A 16,154-nucleotide genomic window follows, 5' to 3' on the forward strand; every position below is an offset into this window, starting at 1 on the left:
GATAATAAGAGGATGAACAAGGTGGCACACATATTTTTCAGCATTTTCCTGCTTGTATCCGGTTTGTCTTCATCTGTGCAGCAAAGCCAGGAGCCGATTGATTTCAATGTGCATCTGCAGGGTCATGCCATTGTTATTGATTCACCTGCCCTAAAAAGCCCTGCATTGAGCAGCACATTAGCAGCTGCAGTAAAATTAACGGCGAAGCTGACCTATTATAAAGTATACCGGACCCATTTTCAGGCGCTAAATTCCCGTGCAATTCACAGAAGTAATGAATACATGATTCCCTATATGTTCCAGAGTAATTATCTCCGCATTTCATGAAATTTTAAAGAAACTTAAAAAAGTGTGGGGGAATGAAATTGGAAACGATTAAATCAATTTTAAATAATAACGGCATAAAACGATTCATTATTTTTGGAATTATTGTCCTGGCTCTTTACCTGCTGAGGAGCATGATTAATTTAATTCTGATTACATTTATATTTTCATTTTTGATGGATAGGCTTGTGAAACTTGTCCTATCGAGATTTAAACTGAATAGGAAACTGACGGTCATAACCCTTTATATGGGAATTATCGGCCTGCTTTCTATAGGGATTATCAAGTATCTCCCTTTAATTGTATCTGAAATATCACAGCTGTTTAAACAGGTTGAAAGCTTTTACACCCAAAAACATGACAATATAGTAATTACATATATTGTTCAAATGCTCGAAACAAATGAAATTACTAAATATCTTGAACAGGGCTTTGCGTTCCTGCTTCAATATTTTTCCGATATTAGTCATATTGCCATCCAGGTATTGCTGTCTCTAATACTTAGTTTGTTTTTCCTGCTTGAGAAACCGAAACTTATCGAATTCACCTTGAAATTTAAACACAGCAAAATCGCTGACTTTTATAATGAAATCGAGTATTTCGGAAGTAAATTTGTGCAAACATTCGGAAAGGTAATCGAGGCGCAGTTTGTTATTGCCACAGTCAATTGCATCCTGACAACACTTGCACTATGGATCATGGACTTTCCTCAGCTAATGGGATTGTCAATTCTTATTTTCCTGCTGGGATTAATCCCAGTAGCAGGTGTCATTATTTCGCTTGTCCCGCTATGTACAATCGCCTATTCTCTCGGCGGATTCATCCAAGTATTTTATATAGTACTTGTCATTATGGTTATCCACGCCATTGAAGCGTATATTTTAAATCCGAAGCTTATGTCTTCCAAAACGGATTTGCCTGTCTTTTATACCTTTATTGTCCTGATTTTCTCTGAACATTTCTTCGGAGTATGGGGATTAATCGTCGGTATACCAGTGTTTGTATTTATGCTGGATGTTCTTGAAGTCAAGAGCAATCCGCCGAAAATACAGTAATTTAAAAACACACAGTCCCGCTGTGTGTTTTTTCATCTTTTCAGAAATCTCCTTTTATTATCGGGCTGCTTCAGCCAATGCCTGAGCCCTTTTCCTGCGTGTGGTTCATCATTATATCTGGGTATGACGTGCAGATGGCTGTGAAGAATGGATTGATTTGAAGCTTCCCCCACATTCCAGCCAAGAGTATATCCATCTGGTGCATACTTTTTATCTAAATAATCTTTAGCTTTTTGCAGAAGTTCATATGTATCTTTCCACTCTTCCGCCGTTAGGTGAAAGGCATCGGAATGATGCGCTTTTGGCACTATGACCCCGCAGCCCTCCAATACATCCTGTTCTTTATCGTGCTGAAGAAAATAACAAGTGCTGTTTTCAAAAATGATATTTTGGAGAAGGTCCTTGTGCGGACTGCAAAAAGGACAATGATCCTGATACGGCATTTAATTATTTCCTTTCTTTGCGGGGTGATTGATCAGCAAATTCTCCAAAGCGGCTTTATGTGAATGCTCATCATATGCAGAGTTATTGATTACAGCCTTTCGGATAGACAGCTCCTTCAAGATTTCCTCTTCAGCCTGTCTCCTTGCTTTAAGAACCTTTAAAGTGCCTTCTGCCCCGCTTAAATGATTTTTCTTTCCATATCCTTGATTGGTATAATAATTGATAAAACCTTCAGACCAGGATTGAGGCCGTTCTTTTAACGCTTTCTTGAACGAAAAGTCAAGGTTATCCTGACTGATATAAATTAAAATCGGATTCAGCTTTTTCACCGAATTTTCCAATGCTAATACATAATTCCGAACCTTTGTAGGTGGAGCTCCATATTTAATCATTCCAACTGTAACAGGATTCTGTATAAAACAGCATTCAAAAATATGTACTTTTTTGCCGCTGGCAGCTCGATTGGAAAATCGTTCCCAATTTTTGATTATAAGTTTCATATTTTGATCCAAAGGAAGCTCATAGATATCATTTTTAAATACTTTTTCATAAAATGTGTCTGGAATATCAGGTCCAAGCTTTTTATACGGCAATAAATAGCCATTATTTTCCAGATAGCTTTTTTCGATAATTTGGTCTCTAAATGAACTGTATTCTCCCAGCAAACGATGCCACTCGTCATTCTCAAAAAAGGAGACGCTCTCATAATCTGCCGGGTGATCCAGATCACCTTCGCAGAATAGCTCTGACTCGATACCCTTTTGCATCAAAACTTCATGAACCAATCTTGCAGTAGTGGATTTTCCTGAACCAGGAAGACCCTCGATTAAAATTAGTTTTGAATCCATTGAATCACCTTCACAATATTTAGAATTTCCATTCTATTGTAATGTATAAAAAGAAAAACAAACAGCATTATAACTGTTTGTAGTTCGGATGAGGTTTATTTTATTGCCGGAAAAGTATTAAACAGATTTTTCCAGACAGGCAATTATGCGCTTCTCTATATCTGTTGCCATTTCTTTTAGATTCTGGTTATCAATCATGCTTATTAACGCGCTTGGCCTTGGCAGCCCTATCTTCGTTTTGCCGCCTTCTTTATATACCACGATTTTACAGGGGAGAAAATATCCAACTATTTTATCTTCTTTCAATACTCGCTCCGCCTCCTGCGGATTACAGACTTCAAGCACCTTAAATTCCTCTTCCAGATGAAACCCCTTTTCTTCAAGTTTTTCTTTAATATCAAAAGTCCAAAGCACACCAAACTTTTCATCTTCTAAATGTGTTTCCAATGCGGTAATTGCTTCTTCAATGGATTTCTCCGTTTCAATAGTGTAAGCAAAATTCATGGCAGTCACCTCTTTTTATTTCCTTCTTAATATGAACAGACTGCTGCTTTTTTACTATGGAATATTTTTTTGGAGAACTGCCTTGAGATATTTATAGCGACCATTTTAAGGTGAGCCGCTGAGTTTTCGTCGCCATGATCATATAAAAGCCTGCACTCAAAATTAACTGCGGTGTTTGTTAATTTCCTTTATCAAAACAGTTAGTGCATCGCTCATTGGGGAGGCTTGCATGTTATTAATGATTTGCCCTCTTCTTTTTTCGAGTTTATCCAGGGATTCAAGCAGGCTGTCTTTTGTTAAGTTCTCTTCATCCAATGTAAGGGAGAATCCTTTTTTTAAGAAAGATTCAGCGTTTAGTATTTGGTCTCCCCTGCTTTGTTTTTTGGTTAGAGGGATGATGAGCATTGGGATTTTTAAAGCCAGGAATTCAAAAATGGCATTGGATCCTCCCCTGGTGACGACTGTATCTGTAGCAGCGAGGATATCAGCAAGCTCATTGCTAATGTATTCGAATTGTCTGTAGCCTTTACTATTTATTAAACTCTCATCCTTCTGCCCTTTGCCGCATAGATGAACAATTTGGTATCTAGAAGTCAGCTCCGGAAGGGCTTCCCTGATAGTTTCATTAATTTTCTTAGCCCCCAGACTGCCTCCCATTACAGTCATAATTGGTCTTTCATCCGTAAATCCAAGAAACTCCCTTCCTCTCTCCTTATCACCTGAGAAGATTTCCCTTCTGATCGGAGATCCTATGGCCGTCGTCTTTCGTGCAGGAAAATGTGCTGCAGCTTCATCGAATGAAGTAAAAATCCTGTCTGCAAACCGCTGAGAAATTTTGTTTGCAAGTCCTGGAGTCAGATCACTTTCATGGATATAAATTGGTATTTTTAATGAGCTTGCCGCAATAATAACAGGCACCGATACAAATCCGCCTTTTGAAAATACAAGCTTTGGCTTCAGCCTTTTGAGCAGCTTTCGAGCTTCTATAATCCCTCTTAACACACGAAATAGATCTTTTGCATTTTCTTTATCCATGTAGCGGCGGAGTTTTCCGCTGCTAATTCCGTAATAAGGTATGTTAATCTCAGAAATCAATTCTTTTTCGATTCCTTTTATCGAACCGATATAGCGAATATCCCATTCTTCTTGGGAAAGTTCATTTATTATGGCGATATTCGGAGTCACATGCCCGGCAGAGCCGCCCCCTGTAAAAACAATCGTATTTTTCTTCATGTCCTACCTGCCTATCCAATTTTTAATTCCATTATATATCTAAGATACAAGTTTAAGCCCGATTGCTGCACTTAATACCATTGAAATAAAAAATATCCGTTTGGCATCTTTGGGCTCTCCGTACAAAATCATGCCTAGAATGGCTCCTCCAGCTGCACCAATTCCGGTCCAGACCGCATAAGCTGTACCCATCGGCAGTTCTTTCATGGCTAGCGCAAGGAACAAGAAGCTGGCGCCAAAACCGCCAACCAGCAGGAATAATGATTGCCAATTCCGTTTTTTGTGCCAGCTGTTAATCATGGTGACACCTGTCATTTCAAAAAGTCCAGCAAGAATTAGAAACACCCAGCTCATGAACTTTCAGCTCCTTTATCTTCATTTGTCACTAGCTTTAAACCCAGAACACCTAATAACAAAATAAGAACAAGAATTATTTTGGATAATTTCAAAGGCTCTCCGAAAAATATAATTTCAGATAAAACTGTACCAGCAGTGCCTAAGCCCACAAAGACAGCATAAACAGTTCCCACAGGCAGGACTTTGCCAGCCATTATCATCAAATAAAAACTGACTGCTATGCATAGGATGGTCCCTGTCCATGATAATGGATCATCCGCATGCTTCAAACCAATCACCCAAAACACTTCAAAAAATGCGGCTATAAATACCTTCAGCCACTGCATGAAATCAGCCCCTTTTAAACGAATAGTATTCCCGGAAAAAAGAAAAAAGCCCGGAAGATATCTGATGAACAGTATCTCCCAGGCTTTTATCCTTCCGTGGCATAGCTTTAATAGCTATGAGTTTTCTCTCGGACCAGGCCAGCAGCTGCTGCGGAACCCTAGAAAACCTTTTTATTAGATTTACTGGCATTATAACAAAATAAAAATAGATTTTCCATAATAATTAATGGAAATATCAAGACACATGATTAGCAAGGACATATTCTTTTTCCCAATTCCGGCTGTCTGATATTTCAGCTGATAAAGAATGCAATGAGCACATGGATGCAATATGACTGATTGATGGCGGATAGGGGCTTCTCCTAATATGACCTATTATACAGCTCAAAGCCATCTCATAGTCGAATTCCCGGCAATATTCAAAATAATAATGAACGATATCGTTTTTGATCCGAAAATTGGGATATATTCTTTCAATAAGAACAAAAAGCTTCAGCATCTCTGTTTTGTTCATTTTACCAATCCTTTATTATTATGTTAATTCAATTATTGCCTGTTTTACTAAAACAAAACCCCTGCATCTCCACAGGGGTTTCGCTTTACATATTCAATTCAAGCGCTACCGGGCAATGATCGCTGCCCATAATGTCGCAGTGAATCTCTGAATCTAGTATTCTTTCTTTTAGCTTTTCGGACACGATGAAATAATCAATCCGCCAGCCGATATTCCGCTCTCTAACCTTGGCCATATACGACCACCAGGTATAAGCTCCCTCAGCTTCAGGATATTTATAGCGGAATGCATCAACAAACCCACAACTAAGCAATCTGGTCATTTTTGCCCGTTCTTCATCCGTAAAACCTGAGTTGCCTCTGTTGGATTTAGCATTTTTTAAATCTTTTTCGAAATGAGCCACGTTTAAGTCACCGCACATGATCACAGGTTTAATCTGATCCAGGCCGAGTAAATACTCCCGAATCCGCTCTTCCCACTCAAGACGGTAAGGAAGCCGGGCCAGGTCACGCTGTGAATTCGGAGTATAGACATTAACGAGATAAAAGCCATCATACTCAAGCGTGAGAATCCTGCCTTCAGGTTCTGTTTCGTCATCGCCCACTCCATAGCGAACAGAAAGCGGTTCTTTTTTTGTGAAAATAGCTGTACCGGAATACCCTTTTTTTATCGCATAATTCCAGTATTGGTGATAGCCTTCCAGTATGAGCTCGATCTGTCCTTCCTGCAGTTTGGATTCCTGAATGCAAAATATGTCTGCATCCACTTCTTTGAAGTAATCCATGAATCCTTTTTTCACACATGCCCTTATGCCATTCACATTCCATGAAACAAGTTTCATTGCTATTATATCTCCTTATGTTAAAAAATCTGCCTGTTTACAACATTATCATGGATATTCATTACTTGCACAGTTAAAGTACTGTAACGTGAACGGCAATCAACAAAATACGGGTAAATGTATCATACTTTGAAAAGAGTGACCTATTGCTTGAATATTATGGTTCCGGCATTCATCTGCACTAATTTGACCTTTTCACCCCGCTTAATACTTTCATATAATGTTGCCGTCAGCTCAAAGGATTTGCCATTATCCAGCCGAATCCAATATTCTTCATGCGTGCTAAAGTTGCTTAGGTAATTATCAACCGCAGTCTGCCGATATTTTTCATCTATCTCCCCTTCGTATTCAGTCATTTTAGTTTCTGCAGCTACAAATCCTGAAACGAAGCCATAATAGACGACCAGCAATACGGCGGCCATTTGAATATAGAGTCCTGATTCCATCCACTTTTTCAATTGTTTATCCCTCTGTTTCTATTGTTGTTAGTGAGCTACCCTCAATAGATTGGGATAAACCTGAGAATTTCAAACCTCCATACCATAATAAATGCTCAAATCAGCGGACATTTCACATTCGTCTATTTACTGCATCATATAACTGCGTGGCTGCTTTTTCAGGTGAATCCGCCTGGCTGATTGCAGAAATGACAGAAACACCGTCCGCTCCTGCCTTAATAATGGGAGGTGTATTTTCAGAAGTAATTCCGCCTATTCCTACAACAGGAATTTGGATATCAGCAGTTCTCAATTCTGTCAAAAAAGTAAGACCCTGAACGGCTTTTGCATCTTCCTTTGTGGATGTCGGATAAATAGGCCCTATGCCAAGGTAATCTGCGCCTTGACGGATCGCTGTTTCCGCTTCCTTCATGCTGTGCACTGAGACTCCCAGGATTTTGCTGCCAATTTTCCTGCGGACCACATCGGCTGCTTCATCGTCCTGGCCTATATGGACACCATCTGCATTTATTTTAAGTGCCAATTCAATATCATCATTTACAATAAAAGGGATATTGCTCTCTTTGCAGAATGCTTGAAGCTTTTTTGCGAGCGATTCCTTTTCTTTACCATGAAGGCATCCTGCTCCTTTTTCACGGAATTGAAATAACGTTATGCCTCCTTTGATGGCTGATTGAAGGACTTTTTCAGGATCATGATGGCAATTTGTGCTGCCCATTATGAAGTATACTTTTAATAAGTTTCTCATTGCCTGCGGATTAACAGCCATATACTTCAGTCTCCTTCTTTCTTCTATTGAACGCCCAGTGATTGGTAGGTCCATGACCGCTGCCAATTCCCAATTCATATTCAATTGCTGCCTGGATGAATTTTTTTGCCCGATCAACAGCTTCTGGCACGGTAAGACCGTCAGCGAGGCCAGCGGTGATTGCAGCCGAAAAAGTGCAGCCTGTTCCATGTGTGTTGGCTGTTTGTATTCTGTTGCTCTTAAATTCCGAAAAACTTTCTCCGTCAAATAGAAGGTCTGCTGCTATGTCTTTTGCTTCATCATGGCCGCCTTTTATGATGACATTTTTCGCTCCAAGGTAATGCAGTCTTTTTGCTGCTTCTCTTTTATCCTCCAGTGAACGAATACTTATGTCCGTTAATACCTCTGCCTCTGGAATATTCGGGGTAATCACCATAGAGAGCGGTATAAGATGCTTTTTCATCGCTAATATCGCTTCATTCTGAAGAAGACTTGCTCCTCCCTTTGCAATCATCACTGGATCAATGACGACATTTTTCCATCCGTATCTCACAATTTCATTGGAAACACTCCCGATTATATCTGCGCTAAAAAGCATTCCTGTCTTCACAGCGTCAGGTCTGAGGTCTTCTCCTATCGACTGAATTTGAGCAGAAACTGCCCCTGCTGTCATTGGATAGACTCCCTGAACGCCCTTGGTGTTTTGAGCGGTCACCGCAGTCAAAGCAGACATGCCGAAAACACCGAGTTCCTGAAATGTTTTTAAGTCTGCCTGAATGCCCGCGCCGCCGCCGCTATCCGAACCCGCTATGGTTAAAGCTTTGTTCACTTTCATTTATATTGCCTCCTATCCGATCGTTTTTTCAAAAGAGCCATATGATTCAACATCTGCAGCAGAAATGTTATATAAGCTATTCAAAAACTCGATTTGGAAAGTGCCTGGGCCTTTGCCATCCGATTTTTCTGCAGCGATTTCTGCAGCAGTGCCATAAACAACCAATGAAGTTACTGCCGCTTTTACAGGATCCTTTTCAACAGCAGCGAAAGCTCCTATTACAGAAGTAAGAAGACATCCGGCACCCGTTACTTTCGTTAGAAGAGGATGGCCATTGTTAATGGCAAAAGTGGATCTTCCATCTGAAACGATATCCTGTTTTCCTGTAATAACAGTGACTGCACCAAGTTCTTTTGCTGCCGACATAGCAAGCTCTGAAGTATTTCCTGCTGCTTCAACTGCATCTACGCCCTTTATACTCCATTTCTGTCCTGCAGCGTTGGCAATTTCTGCAGCATTGCCTCTTATGATGGTAATATTTAATTCTTCTACTATTCTTTGAGCTGTTTCTGTGCGATAGGCCGTGGCGCCGACACCAACCGGGTCAAAAATGACTGGCACCCCATGCTGATTTGCTGATTTGCCCGCTATGAGCATACTTTTTACTTCTTTTTCAGTCAGTGTTCCCATATTGAGAACCAATGCACCAGCTATTTTAGCCATGTCAGCTGCCTCTTCATGTGCATATGCCATCACAGGTGATGCCCCGATTGCCAGCAGGCCATTTGCCGTAAAGTTGGTTACCACCACATTGGTGATATTATGTACCAGAGGATTTGAATCTCTTAGTTTTTCCAATAGACTGCTAATCTCCTGAATGTTCATCTAAATTCCTCCTTTAATTCATAACCAGTCCGCCATCCACAACCAGATTTTGTCCTGTAACTGCCCTTGTCCATGGAGAAGCGAAGAAGACTATCGCATCAGCCACTTCTGCGGGATCTGTGACTTTTCTTAATGGAGTCGAGTTTTCGATAATTTCAAAGACTTCCTTAGATGTCGAAGCACTGGCGTCCGTCGTTTTTAACAAACCGCCCGATACCATATTTGCAGTAATTCCATATTGGCCCAGCTCATTCGCCATATTTCTGGTGAAGCCTAATAAAGCAGCTTTGCTGGTCGTATAGTCATGATAGGGTACAACTGGATGCTGGAATAGGTTGGTGCCGACCGAGATTATCCTGCCAAACTCCTGTTTTTTCATATCTTCAAGACCTGCCTGAACTGTGTTCAATGCTCCCAGGATTGCACCTTCCAGCTGGTTTTTGTAATCGTCCCATTTAATTGTTTCTGCATCTTTTTTTGAAATAGGGTCAAATTGAAAGTTCACGAGTGCATTATTGACTATGGTTGTAATGGGGGCTCCAAAGTGTTCCTTCGTCTTTTGAAACATGGATTTCACTTGAACCCTGTCCCGAATATCAGCACGAATGGCAATTGCTGTTTCGCCAATTTCCTTCTGCAGAGCATGGGCTTTTTCCTCGCTATGGAAATAGTTAATGACAACTCTCGCCCCTTCTCTCGCGAATGCTTTTGCTGTTTCTTTGCCCAGCCCTCTGCTGCTGCCTGTAATAATGACAATCTGCTCGTTAAGATTCATAGAAAATCCTCCTTATTGATAGCCAATTCATTTGTTTTTGAGAACAAAATAAAAACCAGATCCGCAATTGGACCTGGCTGAATAATCTAAGAGAAAGAACATCGTTCCCCGCAATTACTACTTTCCTACGCTGGTATGATCCAGATCAGGTCCGAAGGGTAAAAAACAGTCCGGTTTCTTTCTCAGCCCGCGCATCGGGCACCCCTAGCAGTAAAACTATTAAGTTGGCTGTTTTCATCTTAGCTTGAAACGTTAAATCTGTAAAGTCTTGCAATTCTGCCTGTTCCTCTTTAAGGTGTAATAGAAATACATAACTTGGAGGAATCAAAGAATGGCTGAACACCAATTCCATTTAAAAGCACATTGGCCAGGACTTCGGAATGATGTTGGAGAAATTGAAACAGGCGGGCTGAAAACAAAGGTTTCCATTCCGCCAGAAATGGAAGGACCCGGAATCGGAACAAATCCGGATGAAATGCTGCTGGGGGCGGCGGCAACTTGTTATATTATTACCCTGGCCGCCATGATGGAACGGAGCAAACTTGAGAAAGAAGACCTTTCGATGGAATCAATCGGTATTGTGGATGTAACCAAAGGAGTGATTACCTATAAGAAAATTATTCATCGCCCTGTTATCTTGTTAAAGGCTGACGCGACAGAAAAGGATCAATCACTTGCGCGAAAGCTGGCGCAAAAAGCTGAAGCATCCTGTATGATTTCCAGGGCGATTAAAGGAAATGTGGAAGTAGCACTGGAAGAAACCATTCTAAATAACAAAAAATCATCGGAATAAACCAAAAACCGGCATGATTGCCGGTTTTTATTCTTTAAAGAGCCCACTTTCGGATTGCCTTTGCAACACCAGCTTCATCATTCGTTCCCGTAACAGCATTGGCTGTTTCTTTCACAATATCCTGCGCATTTCCCATTGCTACTCCCCAGCCTGATTCCTCGATCATGGCAATATCATTCAAGCTGTCACCCATTGCCATTACATTATCCATCGAAATGCCAAGAAGCTCTGTAACCTTCTGGATACCTCTGGCTTTATTGATGCCCAGAGCATTTACCTCAATATTAGTTAAGCTGGAATTTGTAATTTCCAGACCCCCTTTTGTTTGAAGCTCTTTATGAATGAGTTCCCTGATTTCATCATCTGATATATCAAATCCAAATTTAAGCCATTCATGGTCATGAATATTTTCAGGCATTTCATTCGTCCAAACCCGTTCGCAGCTTGTTGCCCAGAAGTTGGTCTTATGTGACTGGGATAGGTTCCACATCCACTCCATTATTTTTGAATCAACTGGAGTCCTTGAGATAGATTCACCATCAGGGCCAAATATTTCACTGCCGTTGACTGTGATCAAGTAGGAGTTCAATTCCAAAGAATCGGCATGGTCTCCTGCAGTAAGCCTGGATCTTCCAGTACTCAAAATAACTTCAATCCCTTTTTCCTTTGCCTCTCGTATGGCCTTACGGTTTTCATCAGGAATTTCCCCCCTGGAATTCAACAAGGTTCCATCCATATCAAGAGCGATTAATTTGATCTGTGGAGCAATATTTGATTGTGACATAATAATCTCCCTTCTTTTTTGCACAATATAGCCATTATATAAATAAACAATCCTCCCATCAAAAACAAAGCACTTGGGCAGAATCATTTTTTCAATATAGGGATTATTATTCCCAATCTAAATGTATAGGCTAGAATTACTCAATATGAACAAGTGATGTGATGATGAATGCCTTCCATATTATTTTTGCTCCTTCTGTTCTTAACCTATGCATTGATGTGGATTTATTTAATCAGGATTAAAGTGAATAAATAATCATGAGCAGACTAAATGGTTTGCGCTTTTTTTGTATAATCTTAATAAATGCCAAAAAGTTGAAGCGATTTGCTTGCATCTGTCGTCTAACTGTCAGTCAAAACAAAAGGCAGCCGGAATCGGCAGCTGGCATTTAAGCAAGGAGGCAGTCATGTGAGCACTGATGAGTATGTAAAACGGTCGATTGCTGATCAAGTGGACCGAGCTCTCGTTCTTGAAATGATCATGGATGAGTATGGAACCGTTTTGAAGAGATTAATATACAGCTATGTGAAAGACTGGAATGCTGCCAGTGATCTAACACAGGATACCTTTATTACTGTGTATGAAAAGCTGGAAAGTTTCCAGCAAAGATCTTCCTTTAAAACGTGGATTTTTACAATTGCTATAAATAAAAGTAAAGACTATCTTAAAAGCTGGCATTACCGCAATATGGTCATGAATGAAAAGGTTTTTTTTCTGAAAAAGGCTAGAGAAAAAGATCCTGAAGCATCATTTCTTGAACGGGATGAAAATCAAGAATTGCTAAAAACGATAGAATCCCTCACAGTAAAATACCGGGAAGTCTTCCTTCTCCATTATTACCAGGATCTCAGTCTGGCTGAAATAAGTGAGACCCTTCATATCCCTATTTCTACTGTTAAAACAAGGCTGTACAGAGGACAGGAAAAAGTGAAGAAGATACTATCTGCTTCAGAAAGAGGTGAACAGCATGGCTGAACTGAATCAGGATGTGAAGAAAGTATTGAATGCTGCATGGACGAAAGATTCTGTTTTCACAGAAGAGGAAAAACAGAGAGTCAGAAACCGGATCGGCACTTCTGCTATTAAAGGCAGGAAAAAAGACTATGTACCAAAGCTTCTTTCTGCAGCTGCTGCTGTTGGGTTTATACTATTGATTGGCGGGATTGCCGGAATTCAGACAGATGTCTTTAACAAGCAAAATGGACAGGAGACCGCCATTTCAGATAAAGATTTTTATCCCGGCCTTGCAGATGGCGCTATGCTAAACAACTGGAAATTGAATAGTTTCGAGAAGGACTCATATGGGCACCTTTCTGCAGCTTTTACTGGGAAGGCAGAGGTCACAGGCACTCTGGATTTTCAGGAGGAAATTGTATACTTTCTCCCTGATCATGATTCCTTAAAATTACTGCCGCTCATGGATGGCAAGAACATAAAAATAACTTTTAATGAGACGGATCAGGAGATGCTGAAAAAGGTGTTTGGTATAACCGAACCAATTAAAAAAGAGAGTATTTCTTTAATTATAGGTGGATATCGCGCTGCGGAAGGCTCTGTACATCAGGCTGAAGTCTTAGAGGTGGCAACGCCAAAAGATCCTCCAGTGGAAGCTGTTCCATTTCAGCTGGCCCTGAATAATAATATGGAACTGGTCCTTCGGGAGCCTTTAAACCATGTGTATAAAGAATTTTCTTTAAGAGGGACGGATGAGATCTTAAGAGGTTTAAGCCCGGCAGAAGTATTCCAGCTGTACTTGTTTGCAGAGGAAATTGAGGATTATTATACTCAATATGCATTGTTTAACCATGATCCGGATATCGAAAAACCGTTTCCTACTCTGAATCATTACCTTAATGCTATAAGCGAGTCTCCATCTATCCCAGAAGAACAGACATTATTGCATCGAGTGAAGAACGCCCGTTTAGAAGAAGTCATTATCGATGACTCTTCAGCTTATATTTCCATATCTGAAGAGGATGGGTTTGGCTTCGGCCTAAGTAAAAACAGCGAAGGAATATGGAAAGTAAACTGGATGCCAACGCAATAAAATGGCTGGGCTTGTACCGCTTATGGTGCAGGCTCTTTACTTTTACCTAAATAGGCCCCCAAAGAACACGATGATCGCTAATAAGGATGAAAGAAACAGGGTGAGGATAATGGAAAATAATACATGAAAGCCCGCCTGCCAGTTTTGGACTTTCTTTAAGACAAAAACACTCACAAGGAAGACAAGGACTGTCAGGAGCAGGAGGAGCGAAAATGGACGATGGCCGATTTTATTCAGATAAATATCATACAGAGGCGAAAAACCCAGCAGCAAAAATAAACCGAGACATATAAACGATAATATGAAAACAAAATGGCTTAATTTTTCCGGCATGGTTAGTCCCCCTTCTATAAAATGATCTTCTCTTTAATAAATTGTATGAAAACATATGATTTTATAAAACTTTTAATTCATTCATTGTTTTTATATGGTATAAATATCTTTAGGTATACTAAATAAAAAGAAGGTTTTTTTGTGAATAAGAATTTATTGATCACCTTTTTTACTGCTGTATTAGGTGCAGTATTATTTTCTTTGCTGCATATTCCGGTCGCCTTTTTGCTTGGTGCATTGACTGCCGTTATGATTGGAAGCCGGCTCAGCAGGATTCCGTTTTATTGGCCTGCCGGATTTCGCGATGCCGGGATTATCATCGTCGGATACAGCATCGGCCTTTCTTTTACACAGGAAGCGGTTCTGCTTATCCTTCAGAAGCTCCCTTTTATTTTGCTCGTTACCGTTTGCATGGTTCTCTTTAGCGCCATATCTGCACTTCTCATTGCGAAATTAATGGGCATCGACTATCCGACAGTTTTGATCGGCAGTATTCCCGGAGGTCTGTCACAAATGATTCTTCTGGCAGAGGAAGTCAAAGGAATAGATATCACGGTTGTTACCTTTATGCAGGTCGCACGGCTGACCATGATTATCTTCATCGTTCCTATACTAGTATTCGGACCTTGGCTTAATGTCCCAAGTGGCCCTGGTTTTGAAGCGGCAGAACCTTTATGGGGTGATTTATTTCCTGAAATTTTACTCTTTGCCTTCGTTTCTTTTGCCGGCATTATCCTAAGCAAACGCCTGAGGCTCCCTACCCCGTACCTTCTCGGTCCGATTATGGGAACAGCGGCCCTTGTCATTTCCGGTGTAAAAGGACCCGAACTCCCGCCACCTGTTTTGGATTTATCACAGCTATTAATCGGGGCTCACATCGGCATGATGATGAAGCCTGAAAAGCTGGCCAATAAATTCAAAACCATTTCACTGGCTGCATTAAGCGGCCTGCTTCTCATTACGGGTTCGGTGCTGCTTAGTTTTATGATTATGCACTTTTTTCACCTTTCCCCTGCCACCAGCTTTTTGAGCCTTGCACCCGGAGGCATGGACCAAATGGCCATAATCGCCCATGAAACCGGCGCAGATTTAGCCATAGTAACAGGCTATCAGCTTTTTCGGCTGTTTTTTATCTTCTTTGTAGTACCTCCATTTTTAAAATGGATCTTTGTAAAGTTTAAGAAATTGGCATCCTCAAGCTAAAAAGAAGGGACTGCAAGCGGCAGCCCCCTTTTTTGCTATTATTCTAGTTAATGACAATGGCCTGTGAACCCATCAGCTCCCAGGCTTCTATAAACTGCTGTTTGGGCACCTTTTTATTTTTTGTGCCATACGGGTCGTTAATATAGATATATTCCTCGTCATATCCGGTAATTGCAACACTATGCATCTGGAATGTCACATCGACTGGCCCGCCCGGTGTACTCCAGGTTTCAAAGGATGCTGCGGGCGATAGGCTTGCAGTTGTAATAATCCAGACCGGCGATCCTTCTGCAATTTTTTCAAGCAGCACATCAAATGGCTTGCCAGTCAGATTCTCAGCACGTTCAGGAAAATACTTTTTCGCCAGTTCGAAAATCGGCCCCTGATAAACGCCTAACCCTGGTCCATCCTCCATGTTGCCGACAAAGCCTTCATTGGGATTCCCGTATTCACCTCCGCTATATCTAAGCGGCACCCGGTTAATTTCCTGTGCTAATTTATTTTTAGATACTTGAATGCCTTCATAACTTATAATCATTGCTAAACTAGCAATCTCACATCCATTATACAGGCGGGGATTATCCATTTGATTGTATAATGGCACATCCAGGAGAACGGATTTCTTCTGAATTTCCTGCTTCACAATCGGTACATGTTTTGCCTCCGCATGCGGAACTGCGCTATAGTGAATTTCATTTTGTTTTGACGGTTCATTGCTGCCCATCTTTATGCTTCCAAAAGTCAGCGACAAACCAACCCCGGCTGCAACAGACAAAGCAATAATTCTATTACCCAATTTACCCTGCTCCCTCTTAATATCGCTGTTTTTTATAACATTCCAGTTTCCTAAACTCAAATTCCATTGTGACATAGCCGCCCTGATATGACAAATAGCTTGCTGACTGGC

Annotated in this window: 22 protein-coding genes and 2 riboswitches; of the genes, 6 read left to right on the forward strand and 16 right to left on the reverse strand. The window is 40.8% G+C overall.

The window, feature by feature from the left end:
- Positions 1 to 12: 12 nt before the first annotated feature.
- Together IRB79_RS14030 and IRB79_RS14035 are read left to right on the forward strand one after the other, a co-directional pair.
- The gene (locus tag IRB79_RS14030; protein WP_243503088.1) at positions 13 to 327 is read left to right on the forward strand and encodes a hypothetical protein; all 315 of its coding nucleotides are present in this window, start codon (positions 13 to 15) and stop codon (positions 325 to 327) included.
- 38 nt (positions 328 to 365) lie between these two features.
- On the forward strand, positions 366 to 1,379 hold the full coding sequence (locus tag IRB79_RS14035; protein WP_431833388.1) for an AI-2E family transporter: 1,014 nt from the start codon (positions 366 to 368) through the stop codon (positions 1,377 to 1,379).
- A gap of 32 nt (positions 1,380 to 1,411) precedes the next feature.
- Here IRB79_RS14035 and IRB79_RS14040 read toward each other — a convergent pair whose 3' ends face one another.
- The 13 genes from IRB79_RS14040 to IRB79_RS14100 all read right to left on the reverse strand — a co-directional run bounded on the left by IRB79_RS14040 (position 1,412) and on the right by IRB79_RS14100 (position 10,087).
- The gene (locus tag IRB79_RS14040; RefSeq protein WP_243503090.1) at positions 1,412 to 1,822 is read right to left on the reverse strand and encodes an HIT family protein; all 411 of its coding nucleotides are present in this window, start codon (positions 1,820 to 1,822) and stop codon (positions 1,412 to 1,414) included.
- Positions 1,823 to 2,671, reverse strand: coding sequence for a P-loop NTPase family protein (locus tag IRB79_RS14045; RefSeq protein ID WP_243503091.1), 849 nt, complete (start codon positions 2,669 to 2,671; stop codon positions 1,823 to 1,825).
- 117 nt (positions 2,672 to 2,788) lie between these two features.
- Positions 2,789 to 3,175 (reverse strand): DUF302 domain-containing protein, encoded by a 387-nt coding sequence (locus tag IRB79_RS14050; protein ID WP_243503092.1) that lies wholly within the window; start codon positions 3,173 to 3,175, stop codon positions 2,789 to 2,791.
- 162 nt (positions 3,176 to 3,337) lie between these two features.
- Entirely contained in the window at positions 3,338 to 4,408 is a 1,071-nt protein-coding gene (locus IRB79_RS14055; RefSeq protein ID WP_243503093.1) for an undecaprenyldiphospho-muramoylpentapeptide beta-N-acetylglucosaminyltransferase, read from the reverse strand.
- 39 nt (positions 4,409 to 4,447) lie between these two features.
- Complete coding sequence (locus IRB79_RS14060) at positions 4,448 to 4,762, reverse strand: DMT family transporter (protein ID WP_243503094.1); 315 nt, start codon at positions 4,760 to 4,762, stop codon at positions 4,448 to 4,450.
- The gene (locus IRB79_RS14065) at positions 4,759 to 5,091 is read right to left on the reverse strand and encodes a DMT family transporter (RefSeq protein WP_243503095.1); all 333 of its coding nucleotides are present in this window, start codon (positions 5,089 to 5,091) and stop codon (positions 4,759 to 4,761) included. The genes IRB79_RS14060 and IRB79_RS14065 overlap by 4 nt, the downstream gene beginning before the upstream one ends.
- Positions 5,092 to 5,164: 73 nt before the next feature.
- Positions 5,165 to 5,264, reverse strand: a riboswitch (guanidine-I (ykkC/yxkD leader).
- A gap of 62 nt (positions 5,265 to 5,326) precedes the next feature.
- On the reverse strand, positions 5,327 to 5,605 hold the full coding sequence (locus IRB79_RS14070; protein ID WP_243503096.1) for a replicative helicase loader/inhibitor: 279 nt from the start codon (positions 5,603 to 5,605) through the stop codon (positions 5,327 to 5,329).
- Positions 5,606 to 5,690: 85 nt separating this feature from the next.
- On the reverse strand, positions 5,691 to 6,446 hold the full coding sequence (gene xth, locus IRB79_RS14075; RefSeq protein ID WP_243503097.1) for an exodeoxyribonuclease III: 756 nt from the start codon (positions 6,444 to 6,446) through the stop codon (positions 5,691 to 5,693).
- 143 nt (positions 6,447 to 6,589) lie between these two features.
- Complete coding sequence (locus tag IRB79_RS14080) at positions 6,590 to 6,904, reverse strand: hypothetical protein (RefSeq protein ID WP_243503098.1); 315 nt, start codon at positions 6,902 to 6,904, stop codon at positions 6,590 to 6,592.
- Between the two features lie 112 nt (positions 6,905 to 7,016).
- Positions 7,017 to 7,673 carry a thiamine phosphate synthase gene (thiE, locus tag IRB79_RS14085; RefSeq protein ID WP_243503099.1) on the reverse strand — a complete coding sequence of 219 codons (657 nt, stop codon included), beginning with the start codon at positions 7,671 to 7,673 and terminating at the stop codon, positions 7,017 to 7,019.
- On the reverse strand, positions 7,663 to 8,487 hold the full coding sequence (gene thiD, locus IRB79_RS14090; RefSeq protein WP_243503100.1) for a bifunctional hydroxymethylpyrimidine kinase/phosphomethylpyrimidine kinase: 825 nt from the start codon (positions 8,485 to 8,487) through the stop codon (positions 7,663 to 7,665). Before thiD ends, thiE begins: the two co-directional genes overlap by 11 nt.
- A 12-nt stretch (positions 8,488 to 8,499) precedes the next feature.
- Positions 8,500 to 9,312 (reverse strand): hydroxyethylthiazole kinase, encoded by an 813-nt coding sequence (gene thiM / locus IRB79_RS14095; protein WP_243503101.1) that lies wholly within the window; start codon positions 9,310 to 9,312, stop codon positions 8,500 to 8,502.
- Between the two features lie 13 nt (positions 9,313 to 9,325).
- Positions 9,326 to 10,087 (reverse strand): 3-oxoacyl-ACP reductase, encoded by a 762-nt coding sequence (locus IRB79_RS14100; protein ID WP_243503102.1) that lies wholly within the window; start codon positions 10,085 to 10,087, stop codon positions 9,326 to 9,328.
- A 105-nt stretch (positions 10,088 to 10,192) separates the two neighbouring features.
- Positions 10,193 to 10,303, reverse strand: a riboswitch (TPP riboswitch).
- 115 nt (positions 10,304 to 10,418) lie between these two features.
- Between IRB79_RS14100 and IRB79_RS14105 the strand changes: the two genes are divergently transcribed.
- Positions 10,419 to 10,880: an OsmC family protein gene (locus tag IRB79_RS14105; RefSeq protein ID WP_243503103.1), complete on the forward strand. Its 462-nt coding sequence runs from the start codon at positions 10,419 to 10,421 to the stop codon at positions 10,878 to 10,880.
- A gap of 34 nt (positions 10,881 to 10,914) precedes the next feature.
- On the opposite strand, the gene IRB79_RS14110 is transcribed toward IRB79_RS14105, so the two are convergent.
- Complete coding sequence (locus tag IRB79_RS14110) at positions 10,915 to 11,664, reverse strand: Cof-type HAD-IIB family hydrolase (protein WP_243503104.1); 750 nt, start codon at positions 11,662 to 11,664, stop codon at positions 10,915 to 10,917.
- Between the two features lie 408 nt (positions 11,665 to 12,072).
- Here IRB79_RS14110 and IRB79_RS14115 point away from each other — a divergent pair, with 408 nt between their 5' ends.
- Positions 12,073 to 12,639, forward strand: a complete 567-nt coding sequence (locus IRB79_RS14115; RefSeq protein WP_243503105.1) for a sigma-70 family RNA polymerase sigma factor — start codon at positions 12,073 to 12,075, stop codon at positions 12,637 to 12,639.
- Entirely contained in the window at positions 12,632 to 13,711 is a 1,080-nt protein-coding gene (locus tag IRB79_RS14120; protein WP_243503106.1) for a hypothetical protein, read from the forward strand. The genes IRB79_RS14115 and IRB79_RS14120 overlap by 8 nt, the downstream gene beginning before the upstream one ends.
- A 42-nt stretch (positions 13,712 to 13,753) precedes the next feature.
- Here the strand turns inward: IRB79_RS14120 and IRB79_RS14125 are convergent, their stop codons facing one another.
- Positions 13,754 to 14,044 (reverse strand): hypothetical protein, encoded by a 291-nt coding sequence (locus tag IRB79_RS14125; RefSeq protein WP_243503107.1) that lies wholly within the window; start codon positions 14,042 to 14,044, stop codon positions 13,754 to 13,756.
- A gap of 141 nt (positions 14,045 to 14,185) precedes the next feature.
- On the opposite strand from IRB79_RS14125, the gene IRB79_RS14130 reads away from it, so the two are divergent.
- On the forward strand, positions 14,186 to 15,247 hold the full coding sequence (locus IRB79_RS14130) for an AbrB family transcriptional regulator (RefSeq protein ID WP_243503108.1): 1,062 nt from the start codon (positions 14,186 to 14,188) through the stop codon (positions 15,245 to 15,247).
- 43 nt (positions 15,248 to 15,290) lie between these two features.
- On the opposite strand, the gene IRB79_RS14135 is transcribed toward IRB79_RS14130, so the two are convergent.
- Positions 15,291 to 16,043, reverse strand: a complete 753-nt coding sequence (locus IRB79_RS14135; RefSeq protein WP_243503109.1) for a C39 family peptidase — start codon at positions 16,041 to 16,043, stop codon at positions 15,291 to 15,293.
- Between the last annotated feature and the right edge of the window lie 111 nt (positions 16,044 to 16,154).

Source organism: Cytobacillus oceanisediminis, from assembly GCF_022811925.1.
Lineage (GTDB): Bacteria > Bacillota > Bacilli > Bacillales > Cytobacillaceae > Cytobacillus > Cytobacillus oceanisediminis_D.

Excerpts from the sequence above, each read along its gene's own strand:
- IRB79_RS14030 (WP_243503088.1), top strand. The coding sequence starts at position 13 with ATGAACAAGGTGGCACACATATTTTTCAGCATTTTCCTGCTTGTATCC.
- IRB79_RS14040 (WP_243503090.1), bottom strand. The coding sequence starts at position 1,822 with ATGCCGTATCAGGATCATTGTCCTTTTTGCAGTCCGCACAAGGACCTT.
- IRB79_RS14045 (WP_243503091.1), bottom strand. The coding sequence starts at position 2,671 with ATGGATTCAAAACTAATTTTAATCGAGGGTCTTCCTGGTTCAGGAAAA.
- IRB79_RS14050 (WP_243503092.1), bottom strand. The coding sequence starts at position 3,175 with ATGAATTTTGCTTACACTATTGAAACGGAGAAATCCATTGAAGAAGCA.
- IRB79_RS14055 (WP_243503093.1), bottom strand. The coding sequence starts at position 4,408 with ATGAAGAAAAATACGATTGTTTTTACAGGGGGCGGCTCTGCCGGGCAT.
- IRB79_RS14060 (WP_243503094.1), bottom strand. The coding sequence starts at position 4,762 with ATGAGCTGGGTGTTTCTAATTCTTGCTGGACTTTTTGAAATGACAGGT.
- IRB79_RS14065 (WP_243503095.1), bottom strand. The coding sequence starts at position 5,091 with ATGCAGTGGCTGAAGGTATTTATAGCCGCATTTTTTGAAGTGTTTTGG.
- IRB79_RS14070 (WP_243503096.1), bottom strand. The coding sequence starts at position 5,605 with ATGAACAAAACAGAGATGCTGAAGCTTTTTGTTCTTATTGAAAGAATA.
- xth (WP_243503097.1), bottom strand. The coding sequence starts at position 6,446 with ATGAAACTTGTTTCATGGAATGTGAATGGCATAAGGGCATGTGTGAAA.
- thiE (WP_243503099.1), bottom strand. The coding sequence starts at position 7,673 with ATGGCTGTTAATCCGCAGGCAATGAGAAACTTATTAAAAGTATACTTC.
- thiD (WP_243503100.1), bottom strand. The coding sequence starts at position 8,487 with ATGAAAGTGAACAAAGCTTTAACCATAGCGGGTTCGGATAGCGGCGGC.
- thiM (WP_243503101.1), bottom strand. The coding sequence starts at position 9,312 with ATGAACATTCAGGAGATTAGCAGTCTATTGGAAAAACTAAGAGATTCA.
- IRB79_RS14100 (WP_243503102.1), bottom strand. The coding sequence starts at position 10,087 with ATGAATCTTAACGAGCAGATTGTCATTATTACAGGCAGCAGCAGAGGG.
- IRB79_RS14105 (WP_243503103.1), top strand. The coding sequence starts at position 10,419 with ATGGCTGAACACCAATTCCATTTAAAAGCACATTGGCCAGGACTTCGG.
- IRB79_RS14110 (WP_243503104.1), bottom strand. The coding sequence starts at position 11,664 with ATGTCACAATCAAATATTGCTCCACAGATCAAATTAATCGCTCTTGAT.
- IRB79_RS14120 (WP_243503106.1), top strand. The coding sequence starts at position 12,632 with ATGGCTGAACTGAATCAGGATGTGAAGAAAGTATTGAATGCTGCATGG.
- IRB79_RS14125 (WP_243503107.1), bottom strand. The coding sequence starts at position 14,044 with ATGCCGGAAAAATTAAGCCATTTTGTTTTCATATTATCGTTTATATGT.